The following is a 16,096-nucleotide window of genomic DNA, read 5'->3' as shown; positions in this document are numbered from 1 at the left end:
AGTATGTCCTATCCCGCGATGAGCTCCTTGAACGGCCCTTCGTGCAGGGCTAGGTAAACCTCGTTCCGGATCTGGTTGGCCTGTGGATCCGTCATGGTCCGGGCGAGCGGGCGCAGCACCAAACGTATGAGCGCGTTGGCCTGTCCGTCGCGGATGCGGAGCCGTTCCCGCGCTGCCGCCGGGAGCTCTCCCCATGAAGTCAGCGCCAGGAGTTCGACGCTCTCCAGATCTTCGGCTTGCTCGCCCAAGGCTGTCCGTACCCGGTCTCCGAGAACTTCGGCGTCCAAATCCGCGGGGACGACGATGGAAATGTCCCTGCGGATGGAAGGCATTTGGGAGACCGGTTTCCATCGGGACAGGTCCAGCATCTGCTGTTCGATTCTTTTGTCCGTTGACCTGAGCAACCTGATGTCGGGGATGCCTTTGCGGAGCATCAGGGCACGGTCCAAGCCCATCCCTAGAGCCAGCCCCGACCACTTTGCGGGATTCAGGCCGGCCTCGGAGAACAGATGCGGGGCAATGAGTCCGCATTCCGCGAGTTCGAGCCATTCTCCTCCCCTGAGGACATCGAGCTGCAAACCCTCCTTGGTGTACGGGTGAACTGCCGGAACCGCGCGCCATTGTGCTCCCGGAAGGACCGCTTGAACGAGGGAAGCAAGCATTTCCTGGAGATCACCGGCGTCGAGGGCTTCCCTGGAGCTGACCCGCCACAAGTCGACCTGGTGCGGAGTACCCACGTGGGTGCGGTCGATGGAATCGCGCCGGTAGACCAGGCCGGGGATGGCCCAGAGCTCATCGATGGATTCGTCTGAATCCAGTGCCCGCAGCAGGGACGGGATGGAAGCAGAGGTATGGCTGCAGAGCATCACCGTAGGGCTGACGTAGCGGGAATATCTTTGATCCCGCGTGACATCCGATTCGTTGAACCCCAGGCGGTCATAATTGTCAGTCACGCTCACCAGCGGGCTGTGCCGAATGATCTGTTCGGGCACACCCCACTTGCTGCCGAGCGCGTCGATGACACCTTGCAAGAGTGTCTGCATTGCATGGGGCCCCGCGTCCGGATTTGAGAGATCCCGGATAGTCAAAGCATCGTTGAGTTCGGAGGGGCCGAGATAAGCGGGCATTGCTGGTCCTTATGTTCGGATGTGAGCGGCGGGTTCCACCCCCGACTCATATCCGGCGCCAGGACCTAGGCGCGCGCCTGGGAGCCCTCGCGACCGGAAACCGGTCGGGGGCAAGTAAATCGACGCGTGGAGAGCATGGGGCGACTATACCCCAGCTGACGGCCCTGATCGTCGGAGTCGACGCTTCGCGCCGCTACAAACCGAGGTCTTTGACCGCGGTGACCCAGTTATGGGCGATCGCCTTCTGGGCAGCCGACAGGGTGACCTTGCGAGCGCATACGGCCTTGTGCAGGGCGTTCTCCACCGCGTCTTTCGGGTTCGTGGTGCCCGTGGCACTCGCCTTGTTCGGCTCAGGCCATAGATTCGACACGGAGTTGGTACCGCCGAGTTCAAGGCTGATGAGATGGTCGTATTCCGTGGTCTTGACGGCGGTCTGGCCGTATTCGCGCAGGCTCTCGGCCTTCACCTTGTCCGTGTTAGAAGCGGGCGGGCGCACGGTCGCCGTGTAGCCGCTCGTGCAGATGGTCGAGTCGATGTTGTCCTGAGTGACCGCCGGATCGGCCGCGCCTGGAGTGCAGGCCGGGTCCGGCAGGTACTCGCCGGTTGCGGCATCGACCACCTTGGCGGAGCACTGACCGGCACTAAGCTGTTCGTCGGTGGCGACAATGCCGGGGGAGTGGACGGACTTCACGGCTGCGGCCGACGCACCTGACGATGCTTCCCCGGGAGCGGCCGAGATTGCCTGAGGAGCTGCCGGCGACTTCGCTTCTGTGGCGGGACCGGATCCCTGCTGGCATCCGGAGAGGGCCAATGCGGCAAAGAGGAACGCGGCGGGCAGGGCGAAGTGTTTGCGGAAGTTCATGACCCTCATGTGTTCGGCGGCTCGGAAGAGTGTCCCCGGAAAGGGGACGACGGGCGGAAGCCGGAAACTCCCGCCCATCTTTTCTATCCTGTTGCCTGAACTTCGCAGCGCCCGGCGCGCCGCTACGCCTACTTGCCTCGGGTCTCACATCGACGGCTGTGCATTAGGGATTAAGGAGGTACCGGGCGATGAGGTAGAACGCAAAATCGGCGACACCGATGATCATGCCCGCGATCGCGAGCCCGCGCCCACGCAATCCGTGTTCTCTGGCCCGCCGGAAGCCCAGGCCCGAGATGGCGGTCCCGAGTGGGCCGACCATGGCAAAGACGAAAAGCCCGACGCAGCTGATGATGAAACCCGCGATGGCAGCCTTGCTAAACGGTGGGCGTGCCTGGACCGGAGCGTACGGATGAGGAACCTGGGGGGCGCCGGACGGCCAGCGCTTTTCGGGAGGCGGAGGAACACTGTTCATGAGGCCTGTTCTTTCTCCTGGGATGGCGTTAGCCGAGCCTACGATGTGGAGAGTAAGCCTGCCTCCAGGCTCCCGGTGTGTCGGGGCCATTGAGGACCATAAGTGGCCCCCGAACTTCTGACTTAAAAAGGAAGCCCCGCCAAATCCAATGGAATGGCGGGGCTTTTCGAGCTTCCTATCAGAATCGAACTGATGACCTTTTCATTACGAGTGAAACGCTCTACCGACTGAGCTAAGGAAGCACCGCGTTATCGTCCGGGTACCGGCTGAATCACGCAAGATACAACTGTAATAGAGTCACCTCGTCCGGGTCAAAACAGCACCGGGCTGGGCTCCCGTGGCGCCGTTGTTGCGGAATTCACCCGCTCGTCGCGCCGGGTTCAGGCCGCCGTCGCGGACCGGGGGCAAGCTGGGCGGACTAACGTGGCCGCGCGATTTCGGCCATCAACCAGCGAAGGGGCGCCATGAGCATGGACAGCGGCAAGAGGATCAACGCGGACGACGCCGGGGCACATCGTGCGCAGCGGCTCCGGCTTGCTGTCTTGGACATGGTGGGCACCACGATCACGGACGATGGTCTTACGGAACGTGCGATGTCCCGCGCCCTGCAGGAGACCGGCGTCGAGCCCGGTTCGACCCGCTTCGAAAGCATGCTCGGCTACGCCCGGGACACCATGGGATTTTCGAAGTTGACCGTATTCAGTCACCTCTTTGACGAAGCCCAACGGGCCGAGAGCGCCAACAAAGCGTTCGAACGCGCCTACGACGATCTGATTGTCGACGGCGGTGTCCGGGCTATTCCGGGCGCCGAGGAAACCATCGACTGGTTACGGGACTCCGGCGTGAAAGTGTGCCTGGCTACGGGATTCGGGCGGCACACCCAGAACATGGTGCTTGAGTCCCTGGGCTGGATGGGGAAGGCCGATCTCAGCCTGTGCCCCGCCGACGCCGGACGCGGTCGCCCCTACCCGGACATGATTCTTACCGCTGTGCTTGCCCTTGACCTCGATGATGTCCGCGAGGTCGTTGTCGTGGGGGACACGAGCTCGGACATGCTCTCCGCTGTTCGTTCCGGTGCGTCCGCCGTGGTGGGCGTGCTCACCGGCTTCCACTCCGAGGCGGCCTTGCGCGCGGCCGGCGCCACCGCCGTCGTGCCCTCGGTCAAGGACCTTCCGGCGCTGCTTGAGCCCCGCGCGGCACGGCTCTAGCCCCCCGCCCCTCAACAATCCACCAATTTTGGCCCGGGCTCAGCGGCGTGGATGCCGTCAATCCGCCACCCACGCTGCTCGGGGCCGCGCAATAGTGGTCAGAAGTGGCCCGCCAAAAGCAGGAAGTTGTCCACATAGCTAACCCCAGGCCTCCACGGCAACCCTGCACACAGGCATCGTGGAGCCATGGATCTCATAGCGGCCCTTCGTGCACGGGGAGGCGTAGCCATGCGCAGGGATCTCCTCAACGCCGGAGTCGGCGCGTGGCAGCTCAGAACTGCGGCGCGGCGGGGTGGGGTGGTGGTTCCGTATCGCGGCGTCGTGGCCTTGGCCGATGCACCTCCGGAATTCATTGAGGCCTATCGGCATGGTGGTGTCCTCACCTGTGTCTCGGCGGCCCCTCACCACGGACTCTGGCAACTGCATCCTGCCAGCGAACTCCATGTGGTGTGTGGCAACGGGCTACAGCGCGACGGCGTAGTGCCGCACCGGATCGCGTCGTTGCCACCTGTGCCGGGCCGGCCAGTGGCAGCCCTTGCCGATGTCCTCGTGCACGCCTTGCGATGCCGGCCGGCAGCCGAAGCGTTGGTCATGGTTCAATGCGCGGTTGCACGTGGCGACATAACCGTGGAGTTCCTTCGCGGCAGGCTGCCCGGCAACCGGAACGGTCCGGCGAGGGACGTCCTGGATTTCGTGGGCCGGAGAGCCGATTCCCTCCTTGAACCCCTGGCAGCCATGCACTTTCAGAGAGCTGGGATCGCTTTCGCGCAGCACGTTGAACTACCCGGGGTGGGGGAGGTCGATTTCGTCGTCGAGCGCTTCTTGATCGTTGAGCTGGATGGCAAGACGCACTTTGAACCGCGTGCCATCAAGAGGGATCGACGCCGGGACAACAGCTCGGTTGCCGGCGGTTTCACAGTGTTGAGGTACTTCTACGAGGACGTTGTTCACAACCCGGAGGCCATGGTCGCGGAAGTGCAGGCCGCCATTCGGGCCAACCATTCCGGTCCACGCCTCAACAAATGACCACCTTTGCGCACACCGGGCATCAAACCTCCGCGTCGTTCCGCGCACACTCAGCTCGGCCCAGCCCCAAAATTGGTCAGAAGTGGCGGCCCGGCCAAAAACGCAAGGCTCAGCACATGGTCCCGTCCGAAGGCACCTTTCCGTCCACGAAGTAGTTGTCCACTGCGTCGGACACGCACTGGTTGGAGCGGCCGTAGGCGGTGTGGCCTTCGCCCTTCCACGTCACCAAGGACGCGTTGCCGAGTTGCTTCCGCAGTGAACCAGCCCAGGCCACCGGCGTTGCGGGATCCCCGGTGGTGCCGATAACCACGACCGGAGCGGAGCCGGTGTACTTGACGGGAGCCGGCGTGTGTACGGGCTTATAGGGCCAGTCCTTGCAGTTGATGCCGCCATAGGCGAAGTAGTAGCCGAAGGTGGGGGAGAGCTGCTTCAGCCGGGCTTCCTCGGAACGCATCCCGGGCGTATCCGTGACCATGGGGTAGTCAAGGCAGTTGATCGCGTTGAACGCGAACTCGGTGTTTGACGTGTAGGTGCCGTTAGGGTCGCGGTCTGCGCCAAAGTCGGCAATCCGGAGCATGAGCGACACATCGCCCTTGAACGCGGCCTGGAGCGCCTGGGTCAGGACTGGCCACGATTCGTTGTCATAGAGCGGGGTGAAAATGCCGCTGACAAACGCGGCTCCCGTCACCAGCCGGCCGTCCTTGGCCCGCTTGGGATTCTGCTCGACGTCGGCAATGAGGTCCCGGATCTGCTGCACACCATCGTCGACGCTGCCTGTCATGGGGCAGCCGGGCTTTGCTTGGCAATCCGCCACATAAGTGTGGAGCTCCCTTTCGAAGGACTCTGCCTGTCCCGCGGTGAGGTCCTCGTTGTTGAGGGCAGGATCCACTGCGCCATCCAAAGCAAGCTTGCCGACGTTGTTCGGGAACAAGGACGCATAGGTGGCGCCGAGCGAGGTTCCGTAGGAGAAGCCCAGGTAGTTGAGTTTCGCGTCGTTCAGCACTGCCCGGAGGATGTCCATGTCCTTGGCAGAGCTGGCGGTGTCGATATGTGCCAGGGCGGGGCCGGATTTTTCCACGCACTTGGCATTGAGTGCCTTGGTGTCGGCCAGCGCCGCGGCGACGCCCTGGTCGGTGTCGTAGTTGTAGACCTTTTCGCGGGAAGCGTCCCGTTCGGCGTCGCTGAGGCACGTCACCGGAGCCGAGCGCTTGACGCCGCGCGGGTCGAAGCCCACCAGGTCGAAACTGGACCGGAGCTTGCTGGTGAAGTGCGTCTTTCCCGCGTCCCTGACGAAGTCGTAGCCCGATGCGCCGGGGCCACCGGGATTTACCAGCAGCGAGCCCTTCTTTGTGCCCTGGGCCGGGAGCCGAATCGCCGCGATGGAGATGCTGTCACCATCGGGTTTGGCGTAGTCCACCGGCACTTTGATGTTGGCGCACTGGAAGCCCTGTTCGCAGGACGTCCAGTCCACTCTCTGGGAGTAGAAACTCTCGAGTCCTGCCGGCGCCGCGGCGGCGATGGACGGGTCGGCGGTGCTGCCCGACCCGTTGCTCGCGCCGTCGTTGGGCACCGGCACGGAGAACACGCAGCCGCTCAGCAGCAGGCTGGCGGAGACCGTGGCAGCGACTGCCGCTGCCGCCCGCCGCAGTGATGGGAACCGGGTCTTGGAACTGGACCCGGCGGTCCGGCGTCGTGCGGGGGTCATGCGTTTCTCCTCAGGCTGGGGAAGCGTGTTGTACTTCTAAACTATCCGGCTATTGCTGAATCAGGCTGCTCGCCATGGACTCGACGGCCAACAGGGGTGCCACGTTGGTTGTGGTGATCCGCACGCGCGCCTTGTTGATGGCGTCCATGCGCGCCAAGGTGATCTCGGGTGTGGAGTTCGCCGCATAGGCCTCCAGCTCACTCCTGAGTTCAACGTTGACCAACTCCACGGCGTTTCCCATCTGAATGACCAGGACGTCCCGGTAGAAGGACAGCAGATCGGTCAGCGTGCGGTCGAGGGAATCCGTGATGGATCGCTTGGCGCGCCGTTTCTGGTCGTCTTCAAGCTGCTTCACTTGGCTTCGCATCGACGGAGGCAGGGTGCCCGATTCCGGTGCGCCGAGGCTCGCGAGCAGGGCGACCTTCTCGGCGGCGTCGCGTTCGTCATTGGAGCTGTTGGCCTCATCGCTCGCGATCTTGACCAGCTTTTCGGCCATCATCACGGCGGCCGTGACGCCCCGCAGGCCCAGCGGGAAGCGGACAGTCTCCATCCGGCGCTCCCTGGCCTCCGGATCGCGGGCCAGCCGGCGCGCAATGCCGATGTGGCTTTGGGCAGCGCGGGCGGCCCGGTCCGCAACGGCGGGATCGACGCCGTCGCGCCTCACCAGCAGGGCGGCGACGTCGGCAGCGGGCGGAATCCGGAGGCTCACCGGGCGGCAACGCGAGCGGATGGTGACCAGCACATCCGCCGGCGACGGCGCGCACAGCATCCAGATGGTCCGAGGCGTGGGCTCCTCGATGGCCTTGAGGAGGACGTTGGTGGTGCGCTCGGCCATGCGGTCCGCGTCCTCCACCACAATGATGCGCCAACGGCCCGACGCCGGCCGGTCGCCCGCCTTGGACACCAACTGTCGGGCTTCCTCGATGGTGATGGTGACCTTCTCGGTGCGGACAAAGGTCACGTCGGAGTGGGTCTCGCCGAGGATGGTCCGGCACGATGCGCATTCGCCGCAGCCACGGAGTGCCACGTCGTCTTGTTCGCAGTTCAACGCAGCCGCGAATGCCTTGGCCGCGTTGGAGCGGCCCGACCCCGGCGGTCCGGTGAACAGCCAGGCGTGCGTGAGGCCTTCGCCTTGGGCGGCGGCGCGCAATTGCGCGACGACGGGCGCCTGGCCCTGGAGCTCATCCCACACGGTCACGTGCGGCTCCCGAGCAAGTCCTGCACGCGCCGGAGGATCTGCGCGGCGAGATCCTCGATGGCGTCGTTGGCGGGCAGCACGAGGTACGTGTCCGGGCGGGCCTGTGCCAGTTCGAGGAACGCCGCACGGATGCGGGCGTGGAAATCGTCCGGTTCCGACTCGAGCCGGTCCTCGGCAGCGTCTCCGGCAGTCCTGCGGTCCCGGCCATCGCCCGGGTGGACGTCGAGGAGTACCGTAAGGTCCGGTTCGAGGCCTTCGGTGGCCCATTCGTTGAGGCGCCTGACATCCACGGTTCCGAGGTCCCTTCCGGCACCCTGGTAGGCCACGGATGAATCAATGTAGCGGTCCGTGATGACCACTGACCCCTGCGCCAAGGCCGGGCGGATGACCTGGCTTGCATGGGCGGCCCGGGAGGCTGCGAACATGAGGGCTTCGGTGCGGGGATCGATGGTGCCGTGGCCGTGGTCCAGCACGAGGGACCGCAGTTTCTCGCCGATCGGCGTGCCCCCGGGCTCGCGGGTTCGCAGTACGGACAAGCCGAGGGACTCGAGCGACTCGGCCAGGCGGGCAGCCTGCGTGGACTTGCCGGCCCCGTCCCCGCCTTCGAAGGCGAGGAAGAGTCCCGGGCGCTGGTCCGGCATGGGGCTCTGGTCCTTCTTGAGGCGCTGCGTAGTCACGGATCTAAGCCTACAGATGATCACTGACAGTGCCCGACGACGGCGCACGCCCACCCGCGCGGGACCCGCACCCCGGCGCTCGGCAGCGGTTCGCCCGTAACACCTTTCCAGCGCCCCCTCCGCTCGCCGTAGGCTGGAGGAATGAGTCTTTCCCGAGAGCATGCCGCAGATCTGTCCCCTGACACTGTGGTGGTGGCGGCAGGCCGTCCCGAACGAAGCCATGACCAGCCCGTCAACCCGCCCATCGTTCTGTCCTCCACGTATTTCGGCACGGGAGCACTGAGCGACGGCGACCGTGGCTACGGACGCTACGCCAACCCCACCTGGGATCCGTTCGAGGAAGCGCTGGCCCAGCTGGAGGGCGCCGAGCTGCCCGGCTTGCTCTACGCCTCGGGCCTGGCTGCGGTGAGCTCCGCATTGTCGCTCGTGCCCGCTGGCGGGGTGCTCGTCATGCCCACGCACAGCTACGCGGGGTCGCTTGTCATGGCCACCGAACTCGCGGCCAAGGGCATCCTTGAGTTGCGGACTGTTGACATCGCGGACACCGATGCCGTCAAGGCACAGCTCGCCCCCGCGGATGGAAAGCCCGCCAGCATGCTGTGGATTGAGAGCCCCACCAACCCGATGCTCGGCATCGCCGATGTCCGGGCATTGGCTACCGCCGCCCACGAGGCCGGCGCCATCGTGGTCACGGACAACACTTTCTCCACGCCCCTGGTTCAGCAGCCCCTCAGCCTGGGTTCCGACGTCGTGCTCCATTCGGTGACCAAATACCTGGCCGGCCACTCCGACGTCGTACTTGGCGCCTTGGTGACCTCGAATGCCGGGCTGCGCGCGGAACTCCTGCACCACCGCATCATCCACGGCGGCATCGCGGGTCCTTTCGAGGCTTGGCTCGCGCTCCGCGGCCTGCGCACGCTGGCACTCCGGATCGAACGCTCGCAGGCTTCTGCCGCGACGCTGGCCGAGCGGCTGAGCACCCACCCGCGAGTCGAGTCCGTGCGCTTCCCGGGCCTGCCCAACGATCCCGGCCATGAGCGCGCCAAATCCCAAATGAAGGGCTTTGGTTCCATCCTGTGTATCCAACTGGCCGGAGACGGAACCCGCAGCGGTGCCGACGCAGCGGATCAACTGGTGCGCGCATTGCAGTTGTGGATCCCCGCGACCTCCCTGGGCGGCGTCGAATCCCTCATCGAACGCCGACGCCGGCACACGGCCGAACCGCTCAGCGTGCCGGACAACCTGGTCAGGATGAGCGTCGGGATCGAGAACGTGGAAGACCTCTGGGCCGACTTGGAGCAAGCACTCAAGGCGCTTGACGGCTAGGCTTGAGGGCGTGGACGGAAAAATTTTGATTTCATACATCCAGAATGGGATTTGGGTCATTCTGGGACTGGTTGCCTTCGCTTTGGAGCTGTGGGCGCTGGTGGATTGCCTGCGCCACAAACCCTCGTCATTCGAAGCCGCCTCCAAGCGCACCAAGACCTTCTGGCTGGCCCTGACCGGCATTGCAGCCGCGATCGGTGGCATTTCCGTGCTCAGCGGCGGCGGTGGACTGGGCCTCTTTGGCATCGCCGCCGTGACCGCGGCGTGTGTCTATCTGGCGGACGTGCGGCCGGCCGTGAAGGAAATCGGCAACAGCGGCCGCAACCAGGGGCCGTACGGTCCCTGGTAGCCGTGGGCTAGGCCGGAGCCACCGCCGACCAGTCGACAGTAATTTCACCCAAGCGCCAGCGTGACGTTCCGTCCTGAATCGGCCAACCGGCGTCGCGCATTGATTGGCACATGGCGGTCCACCGCTGCCTGCTCCCAAAGGACGCAAGAGGTGCGGCTTCCAGCCAGGCCTGGTCCAGGGCATTCAGGAATGCATGGATGCGTTCCCCCGGGATGTTGCGGTGGATGAGTGCCTTCGGGAGGCGTTCGGCCACGTCGGAGGGCAGTTCGAAGCCGCCGAACCGCATGGACAGGCTCAGGCTCAAAGGTCCGTTCGGACCTAACGCAACCCACGTCACCCTGCGGCCGATTTCGTCACACGTGCCGTCGATGAACAATCCCTGCGGAGCCAACCGAGACTGCACGAGTGCCCAGATCCCGGGCACATCCGATTCCTCGTATTGGCGCAGCACGTTGAAGGCCCGCACCAACACGGGATTGCCCGGAACGGGAACCTCGAAACCGCCCACGTGGAAGCTGAGCCCGGGCCTTTCCAGGGATTTCGCGATCCGGACGCGCTCGGGTTCGATCTCGATCCCGCACACGCGGACGTCCGGGCGGACGGCCTGGAGCCTTTCGAAGAGTTCGACGGCGGTGGCCGGGGAAGCGCCGTAGCCCAGGTCCACTACCAAGGGGTCGACGGCGGAGCGCAGCCGCCATCCCTGCGGGCCCGCCAACCAGCGGTCGAGGCGGCGCATGCGGTTGGGATTCGTGGTGCCTCGGGTGATGTTGCCGACGGGTTTGCCGCGTCTTCCCTGCACCCGCTCCGCTTTTTGCACCACCGTCCCACTTTATCCTCCAACGCGGGGTCACTTACGGCCCATCCGAGGCCCAAACACCGGCGCTAAGTGACCCCGCGTTCCCGTAACGCCCGGCAACGGCAGGTCCTCATCGCTTAGGATGAAAACCATGACTTACAAGCTGATTCTGCTGCGCCACGGCCACAGCGACTGGAACGCCAAGAACCTGTTCACCGGCTGGGTGGACGTCGACCTGAACGACCAAGGCCGCGAGGAAGCAGCGCGCGGTGGAGAGCTCCTGGTCGAGAACAACGTTCTCCCGGACATCCTGTACACGTCCCTGCTCAAGCGGGCAATCAACACCGCGAACATCTCCCTGGACAAGGCCGATCGCGGCTGGATCCCGGTCAAGCGTGACTGGCGCCTCAACGAGCGCCACTACGGCGCCTTGCAGGGCAAGGACAAGGCCCAGACCCTCGCCGAGTTCGGTGAAGAGCAGTTCATGGAATGGCGCCGCAGCTACGACACCCCGCCGCCCCCGCTCTCCGACGACAGCGAGTTCTCCCAGGCACACGATCCCCGCTACGCGGACCTCGGCGACGCCCTCCCGCGCACCGAGTGCCTCAAGGACGTCCTTGTGCGCCTCCTGCCGTACTGGGAATCGGACATCAAGGAAGACCTCAAGGCGGGCAAGACCGTTCTGGTCACCGCGCACGGCAACTCGCTCCGCGCCCTCGTCAAGCACCTCGACGGCATCAGCGACGAGGACATTGCAGGCCTCAACATCCCCACGGGCATCCCGCTGGTCTACGACCTGGACGAGAACTTCCAGCCGATCAACCCCGGCGGAACCTACCTCGACCCCGAGGCCGCGGCAGAGTCCATCAAGGCTGTAGCCGCCCAGGGCAAGAAATAGGCCAGGGCAAGAAATAGTCTTTTGAGCTAACGACGGCGGCCGGCCCACCTCGCAAGGTGGGCCGGCCGCCGTCGTTGTTTGTTAAGCCGGGCTAGAAGCCTTCAGGCTGCCATTCACCGGTGACCAGGTAGGTCACCTTGCGGGCAACCGAGACGCCGTGGTCGGCGAAGCGCTCGAAGTAGCGGCTGGCGAGGGCCACGTCCACCGTGGTGGCAGCCGTCTCGGCCCAAGCAGGATCCGCGATGGCCCTGAAGACGCTCAAGTGCATATCGTCCACCCGGATGTTGAGCTTGAGGATGTCGCGGGCAACTTCCAGGTCGCGGGACTCCAGGAGCAGGGTGACCTTCTGGACGATTTCGAGGTCGAGGCGGGCCATGTCCTTGAACGTTGCCGTCAGCTGCTCGGGGATGACGGTGGCCGGGTAGCGCAAGCGTGCCAGCTGGGCTACGTGCCGGGCGAGGTCACCCATGCGCTCCAGGGACGCGCTCATCCGCAGGGAGCCGACAATCATCCGGAGATCGCTCGCCACGGGACCCTGGAGGGCCAGGATGTCGATGGCCCGTTCGTCGAGGCCGTTCTGCAGGAAATCGATGCGGGCGTCGGCGGCAATGACGTCCTGGGCGAGATCGACGTCTGCACCTTCGAACGCGGTGGTCGCGTTCTGGATCGCCTCAGTGACCAGTTTTGAGATCTCGATGAGGTCCTCACCGACCTGGATGAGCTCCTCCTGAAAAACCTTGCGCACGGTGGCGTCCTCTCCTTGGAATTCTCCTCCGCACCCCTCTGACGGCGCGAAAATCATCACAGCTAACTATGGTCCAACTAGTAAGGGTGGCAGTGGTCAATGAACGATTGCGCACCTTTAGGTGAACGTTAGCTGAATCGGGGCGGTTTGGTGACCGTTCCATATTTTGCAGTGTTTCGAGCGCATAAGCTAGATCCGTGGATCCAGTGCTCATCGGTGTCATCGCAGGTCTCGTCGGCCTGTCGTGCGGCGTCTTTGGCGTGCTCGCATTCAGGCTGAGTGAACGGCAGCGGAAGATCGTGGACCTGGACGTCACCGAACCCCTGCTTCCGGAGGGAGCCGCCGAGGTGCTGTCCGTCGTCGGGCGCGCTTTCGTCGTCGTGGACGCGATCGACGGCGTCGTCCGGGCCAGTCCCGCGGCCTACGCCTACGGGCTCGTGAGGGGCCACACGGTGGTCCACAAGCAGTTGCTGGACATGACCGCAAAGGTGCGGCGCGACGGCGTCATCCTGGAAGAGACTTTCGAGTTGCCCCGTGGTCCGTTGGGCAAAGGAACCATTGTGGTGCAGGTGCGGGCAGCCATGCTCGGATGGGAATATATCGTCCTCTTGGCCGATGACCGCACCGAAATCACCCGCACCGAAGAGATCCGCAACGACTTCGTTGCGAACGTCTCGCACGAACTCAAGACGCCGGTGGGCGCCATCTCGCTGCTGGCCGAAGCGCTCGAGGCGAGTCCCGACGACGAGGAAGCCGTCCGTCGCTTCGCCAAGCGCATGCACAAGGAATCGACCCGGCTCGCCGCGCTGGTGCAGGACATCATCGAGCTGTCCCGCCTCCAAGGTGCCAACGTGGCACAGCAAGGGCACGCCGTGGATATCAATACGGTGATCGCCGAAGCCGTGGATCGTTCGCAGCTCCCGGCCGAACTCAAGAACATCAAGATCGTCGTCGGCGGGCGCACGGAAACAATGGTGTTCGGCGACCAGGACCTGTTGGTGACCGCCTTGCGGAACCTGATCGACAACGCGATCCGTTATTCGCCCGAGAACACCCGTGTGGGAGTGGGGGTCCGCGCCAAAGAAGGCGTCGTGGCCATTTCCGTCACGGACCAGGGCGAGGGTCTCAGCCCCGAGGACCAGGAGCGCATTTTCGAGCGCTTCTACCGCGTGGATGCGGCCAGGTCCCGGCAAACCGGTGGAACCGGCTTGGGCCTCAGTATCGTCAAGCACGTGGTGTCCAACCACGGCGGCGAGGTCACGGTCTGGTCCCAGCCCGGCCAAGGTTCTACTTTCACCATCCGCCTTCCGGAAATGGAAGGCCAGGAAGACCACGACGCCGGGGCGAAGCCCCGAAACGTGATTCAAACGACGGGCGCTGTGCGCGCCCTAGAGCAAGGAGCTGGCGCTTGAGCAGGATTCTGATCGTGGAGGACGAAGAGTCCTTCAGCGACCCCCTGTCCTACCTATTGGGCAAGGAAGGCTTCGATGTCCAGGTTGTGGACAACGGCAGTGACGCCTTGGTGGAGTTCGACCGCAACGGGGCCGACCTGGTGCTGCTGGACTTGCAGCTTCCGGGGACCCCTGGCACCGAGGTTTGCCGGCAGCTGCGCCAGCGTTCCAGCGTCCCGGTCATCATGCTGACCGCCAAGGACTCGGAAATCGACAAGGTGGTTGGCCTGGAGCTCGGCGCGGACGACTATGTCACCAAGCCGTACTCTTCGAGGGAACTCGTGGCGCGGGTGCGTGCCGTGCTGCGCCGCCAAGGCGAGCCGGAGGAACTCATCACGTCCACCGTGCAGGCCGGTCCGGTGCGGATGGACATCGAGCGGCATGTAGTGAGCGTCAACGGCGAACAAGTATCGCTTCCGCTGAAGGAATTCGAGCTCCTCGAGATGCTGCTTCGCAATTCCGGCCGGGTGCTCACCCGCGGGCAGCTGATCGACCGTGTCTGGGGCTCCGACTACGTGGGCGACACCAAAACCTTGGACGTCCATGTGAAGCGCTTGCGGAGCAAGATCGAGCCGGATCCCTCCGTTCCCCGCTACCTCGTGACAGTGCGGGGCTTGGGCTACAAGTTCGAGCCGTAAGGATCCATGCGGCCAGGAACCTGAGCGGCCAGCAACAGCAAAAGGAAGGGCTCCCGTGGGAGCCCTTCCTTTTGTCTTGCCAAGCCTTTTTGTCTTGCCAAGCCGGTTCGTTGCCGAGCGGGGCGGCGTAGGCCCCTAGTGGCCTGTGCTGCTCGCGCTAGGCGTGGGGCTCGCGCTGCTGCTTGAGGTGGAGCTGCTGCTCGGCGTGGCCGAACCGCTGGCGGAGGAGCTCGGTGAAGCGGAAGGGGTGGGAACGTACTTCGCGTATTCCTTCAAGGAAGCATCCAGGACCGGGAACTGCACGGTGCTGGAATCCGATCCGCTCTTGATGGTCACGGGAACCACCGAACCCGGGACTCCGCCGGTGGTGCTCAGGATGACGGCGCTCGTGGTGTCGTTGAGGTAGGTCTCGGAGTTTGCCTTCACCGGAATGGTCGCCTGTGACCCGCCGGCGCCAGTGATGGTGAGGGTGGCATCGCTCGAGGAAGTGTTGAACACGGCACCGATGACGCGGCCCGGCTTGTTGGCATCCGTGGAGATGATGAGCATGTTTCGCAGCTGCAGTGAACCGAGGTCTGCCCTGACGCCGTCAGACGGTGAATACTGCTGGTTCGTCTGCTGGGGGTTGATATAGCCACAGCCGGTCACGGACAAGAGACCGATGCTGATGGCGGCCGCCGCCATCGCCAGTTTGCCGCGCTGGACACGGTTCATCGCAGTAATGCGCACGACACGTACTCCTCTAAGAGTCATTGGAACACTTTTCAGCCATAGCCTATCGGCAAACCGGCAAGAACAAGGATTCCGATCACCATTGTGGCGGCCCTCCAGAAGGAGTAGGGTCATCCGCAACGCTCTGTCCTATGCACTTTTATGCCCTCCCGTCAAGAGGGTGCCGAAGGGCTGAAAAGGCCATTTTCCGCGTATTTACAGGGCTCAGGACCCCTTTCCGTGCCAATCGTATGCCTTAAGCGTGATAAACTGGTCTGCGGGAAAGGGGAAAGTCCACATGGTTTTTGAGGTCGGCGAGACAGTAGTTTACCCTCACCACGGTGCAGCAAAAATTGAAGAAATCAAGATGCGCACTATCAAGGGCGAAGAGAAAATGTATCTCAAGCTCAAGGTGGCTCAGGGTGATCTGACCATTGAAGTTCCAGCAGAAAACGTAGACCTTGTTGGGGTTCGCGACGTAGTGGGCAAAGAAGGCTTGGAGCACGTATTTGACGTTCTCCGCGCCGAGTTCACTGAAGAGCCCACCAACTGGTCCCGTCGCTACAAGGCAAACCTGGAGAAGCTTGCTTCCGGCGACGTCATCAAGGTTGCAGAGGTCGTCCGCGACCTTTGGCGCCGTGATCACGATCGCGGCCTTTCCGCAGGTGAAAAGCGAATGCTGGCCAAAGCCCGTCAGATTCTGATTTCAGAACTGGCACTGGCTGAGAAGACCGACGAAGAGAAGGCCGCAAGCGTTCTCGACGAAGTTCTGGCTTCCTAACAGAGATTCAAAGATTTGAACCCCGGTAGCAACCTGCTGCCGGGGTTTCCTTTTGCCCGAAAGCCCAAGTAGCTCGCAGTAGGTGTCGTTCTGGGGGCCCAAAACGACACCTACTGCGAGCTAGTT

General features: G+C 64.0%; 17 protein-coding genes and 1 tRNA gene. 8 read left to right on the top strand and 10 right to left on the bottom strand.

All coding sequences use genetic code 11. The features are described 5' to 3' along the window. Positions 1–8: 8 nt before the first annotated feature. The 4 genes from srmL to ACSBOX_RS18150 form a co-directional block, all read right to left on the bottom strand. Complete coding sequence (gene srmL / locus ACSBOX_RS18165; RefSeq protein WP_442543707.1) at positions 9–1,127, bottom strand: PheS-related mystery ligase SrmL; 1,119 nt, start codon at positions 1,125–1,127, stop codon at positions 9–11. Positions 1,128–1,320: 193 nt separating this feature from the next. After that, entirely contained in the window at positions 1,321–1,989 is a 669-nt protein-coding gene (locus tag ACSBOX_RS18160) for a hypothetical protein (protein ID WP_442543706.1), read from the bottom strand. 163 nt (positions 1,990–2,152) lie between these two features. After that, entirely contained in the window at positions 2,153–2,461 is a 309-nt protein-coding gene (locus ACSBOX_RS18155; RefSeq protein WP_442543705.1) for a DUF4190 domain-containing protein, read from the bottom strand. 169 nt (positions 2,462–2,630) lie between these two features. After that, positions 2,631–2,703, bottom strand: a tRNA-Thr gene (locus tag ACSBOX_RS18150). 222 nt (positions 2,704–2,925) lie between these two features. Here ACSBOX_RS18150 and ACSBOX_RS18145 point away from each other — a divergent pair. Beyond that, positions 2,926–3,669 (top strand): HAD-IA family hydrolase, encoded by a 744-nt coding sequence (locus tag ACSBOX_RS18145; protein WP_442543704.1) that lies wholly within the window; start codon positions 2,926–2,928, stop codon positions 3,667–3,669. A 186-nt stretch (positions 3,670–3,855) separates the two neighbouring features. Beyond that, complete coding sequence (locus ACSBOX_RS18140) at positions 3,856–4,695, top strand: endonuclease domain-containing protein (protein WP_442543703.1); 840 nt, start codon at positions 3,856–3,858, stop codon at positions 4,693–4,695. A gap of 109 nt (positions 4,696–4,804) precedes the next feature. Here ACSBOX_RS18140 and ACSBOX_RS18135 read toward each other — a convergent pair whose 3' ends face one another. The 3 genes from ACSBOX_RS18135 to tmk are packed head-to-tail and all read right to left on the bottom strand — an operon-like array spanning position 4,805 to position 8,239. Beyond that, the gene (locus ACSBOX_RS18135; RefSeq protein ID WP_442543702.1) at positions 4,805–6,400 is read right to left on the bottom strand and encodes an alpha/beta hydrolase; all 1,596 of its coding nucleotides are present in this window, start codon (positions 6,398–6,400) and stop codon (positions 4,805–4,807) included. Positions 6,401–6,449: 49 nt separating this feature from the next. Next, complete coding sequence (locus ACSBOX_RS18130) at positions 6,450–7,598, bottom strand: DNA polymerase III subunit delta' (RefSeq protein WP_442543701.1); 1,149 nt, start codon at positions 7,596–7,598, stop codon at positions 6,450–6,452. Continuing rightward, complete coding sequence (gene tmk / locus ACSBOX_RS18125) at positions 7,595–8,239, bottom strand: dTMP kinase (protein ID WP_442546066.1); 645 nt, start codon at positions 8,237–8,239, stop codon at positions 7,595–7,597. Before tmk ends, ACSBOX_RS18130 begins: the two co-directional genes overlap by 4 nt. A 177-nt stretch (positions 8,240–8,416) precedes the next feature. Here tmk and ACSBOX_RS18120 point away from each other — a divergent pair, with 177 nt between their 5' ends. Together ACSBOX_RS18120 and ACSBOX_RS18115 are read left to right on the top strand one after the other, a co-directional pair. Beyond that, positions 8,417–9,601, top strand: a complete 1,185-nt coding sequence (locus ACSBOX_RS18120; RefSeq protein ID WP_442543700.1) for a trans-sulfuration enzyme family protein — start codon at positions 8,417–8,419, stop codon at positions 9,599–9,601. Between the two features lie 10 nt (positions 9,602–9,611). Beyond that, positions 9,612–9,950, top strand: a complete 339-nt coding sequence (locus ACSBOX_RS18115; RefSeq protein WP_078106539.1) for a DUF2516 family protein — start codon at positions 9,612–9,614, stop codon at positions 9,948–9,950. 7 nt (positions 9,951–9,957) lie between these two features. Here the strand turns inward: ACSBOX_RS18115 and ACSBOX_RS18110 are convergent, their stop codons facing one another. Then, on the bottom strand, positions 9,958–10,770 hold the full coding sequence (locus ACSBOX_RS18110; RefSeq protein ID WP_442543699.1) for a class I SAM-dependent methyltransferase: 813 nt from the start codon (positions 10,768–10,770) through the stop codon (positions 9,958–9,960). A gap of 127 nt (positions 10,771–10,897) precedes the next feature. On the opposite strand from ACSBOX_RS18110, the gene ACSBOX_RS18105 reads away from it, so the two are divergent. Next, entirely contained in the window at positions 10,898–11,644 is a 747-nt protein-coding gene (locus ACSBOX_RS18105) for a phosphoglyceromutase (RefSeq protein WP_345451282.1), read from the top strand. A gap of 91 nt (positions 11,645–11,735) precedes the next feature. On the opposite strand, the gene phoU is transcribed toward ACSBOX_RS18105, so the two are convergent. After that, a complete protein-coding gene (gene phoU, locus ACSBOX_RS18100) occupies positions 11,736–12,389 on the bottom strand; it encodes a phosphate signaling complex protein PhoU (RefSeq protein ID WP_442543698.1) in 654 nt (217 codons plus the stop codon). Between the two features lie 206 nt (positions 12,390–12,595). On the opposite strand from phoU, the gene ACSBOX_RS18095 reads away from it, so the two are divergent. Both ACSBOX_RS18095 and ACSBOX_RS18090 read left to right on the top strand, forming a co-directional pair. After that, positions 12,596–13,801, top strand: coding sequence for a sensor histidine kinase (locus ACSBOX_RS18095; RefSeq protein ID WP_442546065.1), 1,206 nt, complete (start codon positions 12,596–12,598; stop codon positions 13,799–13,801). Further along, positions 13,798–14,478 carry a response regulator transcription factor gene (locus ACSBOX_RS18090; RefSeq protein ID WP_059388662.1) on the top strand — a complete coding sequence of 227 codons (681 nt, stop codon included), beginning with the start codon at positions 13,798–13,800 and terminating at the stop codon, positions 14,476–14,478. The genes ACSBOX_RS18095 and ACSBOX_RS18090 overlap by 4 nt, the downstream gene beginning before the upstream one ends. A gap of 135 nt (positions 14,479–14,613) precedes the next feature. Here the strand turns inward: ACSBOX_RS18090 and ACSBOX_RS18085 are convergent, their stop codons facing one another. Continuing rightward, positions 14,614–15,192: a hypothetical protein gene (locus ACSBOX_RS18085; protein WP_442546064.1), complete on the bottom strand. Its 579-nt coding sequence runs from the start codon at positions 15,190–15,192 to the stop codon at positions 14,614–14,616. Between the two features lie 295 nt (positions 15,193–15,487). Between ACSBOX_RS18085 and ACSBOX_RS18080 the strand changes: the two genes are divergently transcribed. Then, positions 15,488–15,970 carry a CarD family transcriptional regulator gene (locus tag ACSBOX_RS18080; RefSeq protein ID WP_011690592.1) on the top strand — a complete coding sequence of 161 codons (483 nt, stop codon included), beginning with the start codon at positions 15,488–15,490 and terminating at the stop codon, positions 15,968–15,970. Positions 15,971–16,096 lie beyond the last annotated feature (126 nt).

This window comes from Arthrobacter sp. KN11-1C (assembly GCF_052180225.1).
GTDB lineage: Bacteria > Actinomycetota > Actinomycetes > Actinomycetales > Micrococcaceae > Arthrobacter.
The sequence above is the reverse complement of the archived record's forward strand: the minus strand, read 5'-3'. Positions and strand labels throughout refer to the sequence as shown.

Excerpts from the sequence above, each read along its gene's own strand:
- srmL (WP_442543707.1), bottom strand. The coding sequence starts at position 1,127 with ATGCCCGCTTATCTCGGCCCCTCCGAACTCAACGATGCTTTGACTATC.
- ACSBOX_RS18160 (WP_442543706.1), bottom strand. The coding sequence starts at position 1,989 with ATGAACTTCCGCAAACACTTCGCCCTGCCCGCCGCGTTCCTCTTTGCC.
- ACSBOX_RS18155 (WP_442543705.1), bottom strand. The coding sequence starts at position 2,461 with ATGAACAGTGTTCCTCCGCCTCCCGAAAAGCGCTGGCCGTCCGGCGCC.
- ACSBOX_RS18145 (WP_442543704.1), top strand. The coding sequence starts at position 2,926 with ATGAGCATGGACAGCGGCAAGAGGATCAACGCGGACGACGCCGGGGCA.
- ACSBOX_RS18140 (WP_442543703.1), top strand. The coding sequence starts at position 3,856 with ATGGATCTCATAGCGGCCCTTCGTGCACGGGGAGGCGTAGCCATGCGC.
- ACSBOX_RS18135 (WP_442543702.1), bottom strand. The coding sequence starts at position 6,400 with ATGACCCCCGCACGACGCCGGACCGCCGGGTCCAGTTCCAAGACCCGG.
- tmk (WP_442546066.1), bottom strand. The coding sequence starts at position 8,239 with ATGCCGGACCAGCGCCCGGGACTCTTCCTCGCCTTCGAAGGCGGGGAC.
- ACSBOX_RS18120 (WP_442543700.1), top strand. The coding sequence starts at position 8,417 with ATGAGTCTTTCCCGAGAGCATGCCGCAGATCTGTCCCCTGACACTGTG.
- ACSBOX_RS18105 (WP_345451282.1), top strand. The coding sequence starts at position 10,898 with ATGACTTACAAGCTGATTCTGCTGCGCCACGGCCACAGCGACTGGAAC.
- ACSBOX_RS18085 (WP_442546064.1), bottom strand. The coding sequence starts at position 15,192 with ATGAACCGTGTCCAGCGCGGCAAACTGGCGATGGCGGCGGCCGCCATC.
- ACSBOX_RS18080 (WP_011690592.1), top strand. The coding sequence starts at position 15,488 with ATGGTTTTTGAGGTCGGCGAGACAGTAGTTTACCCTCACCACGGTGCA.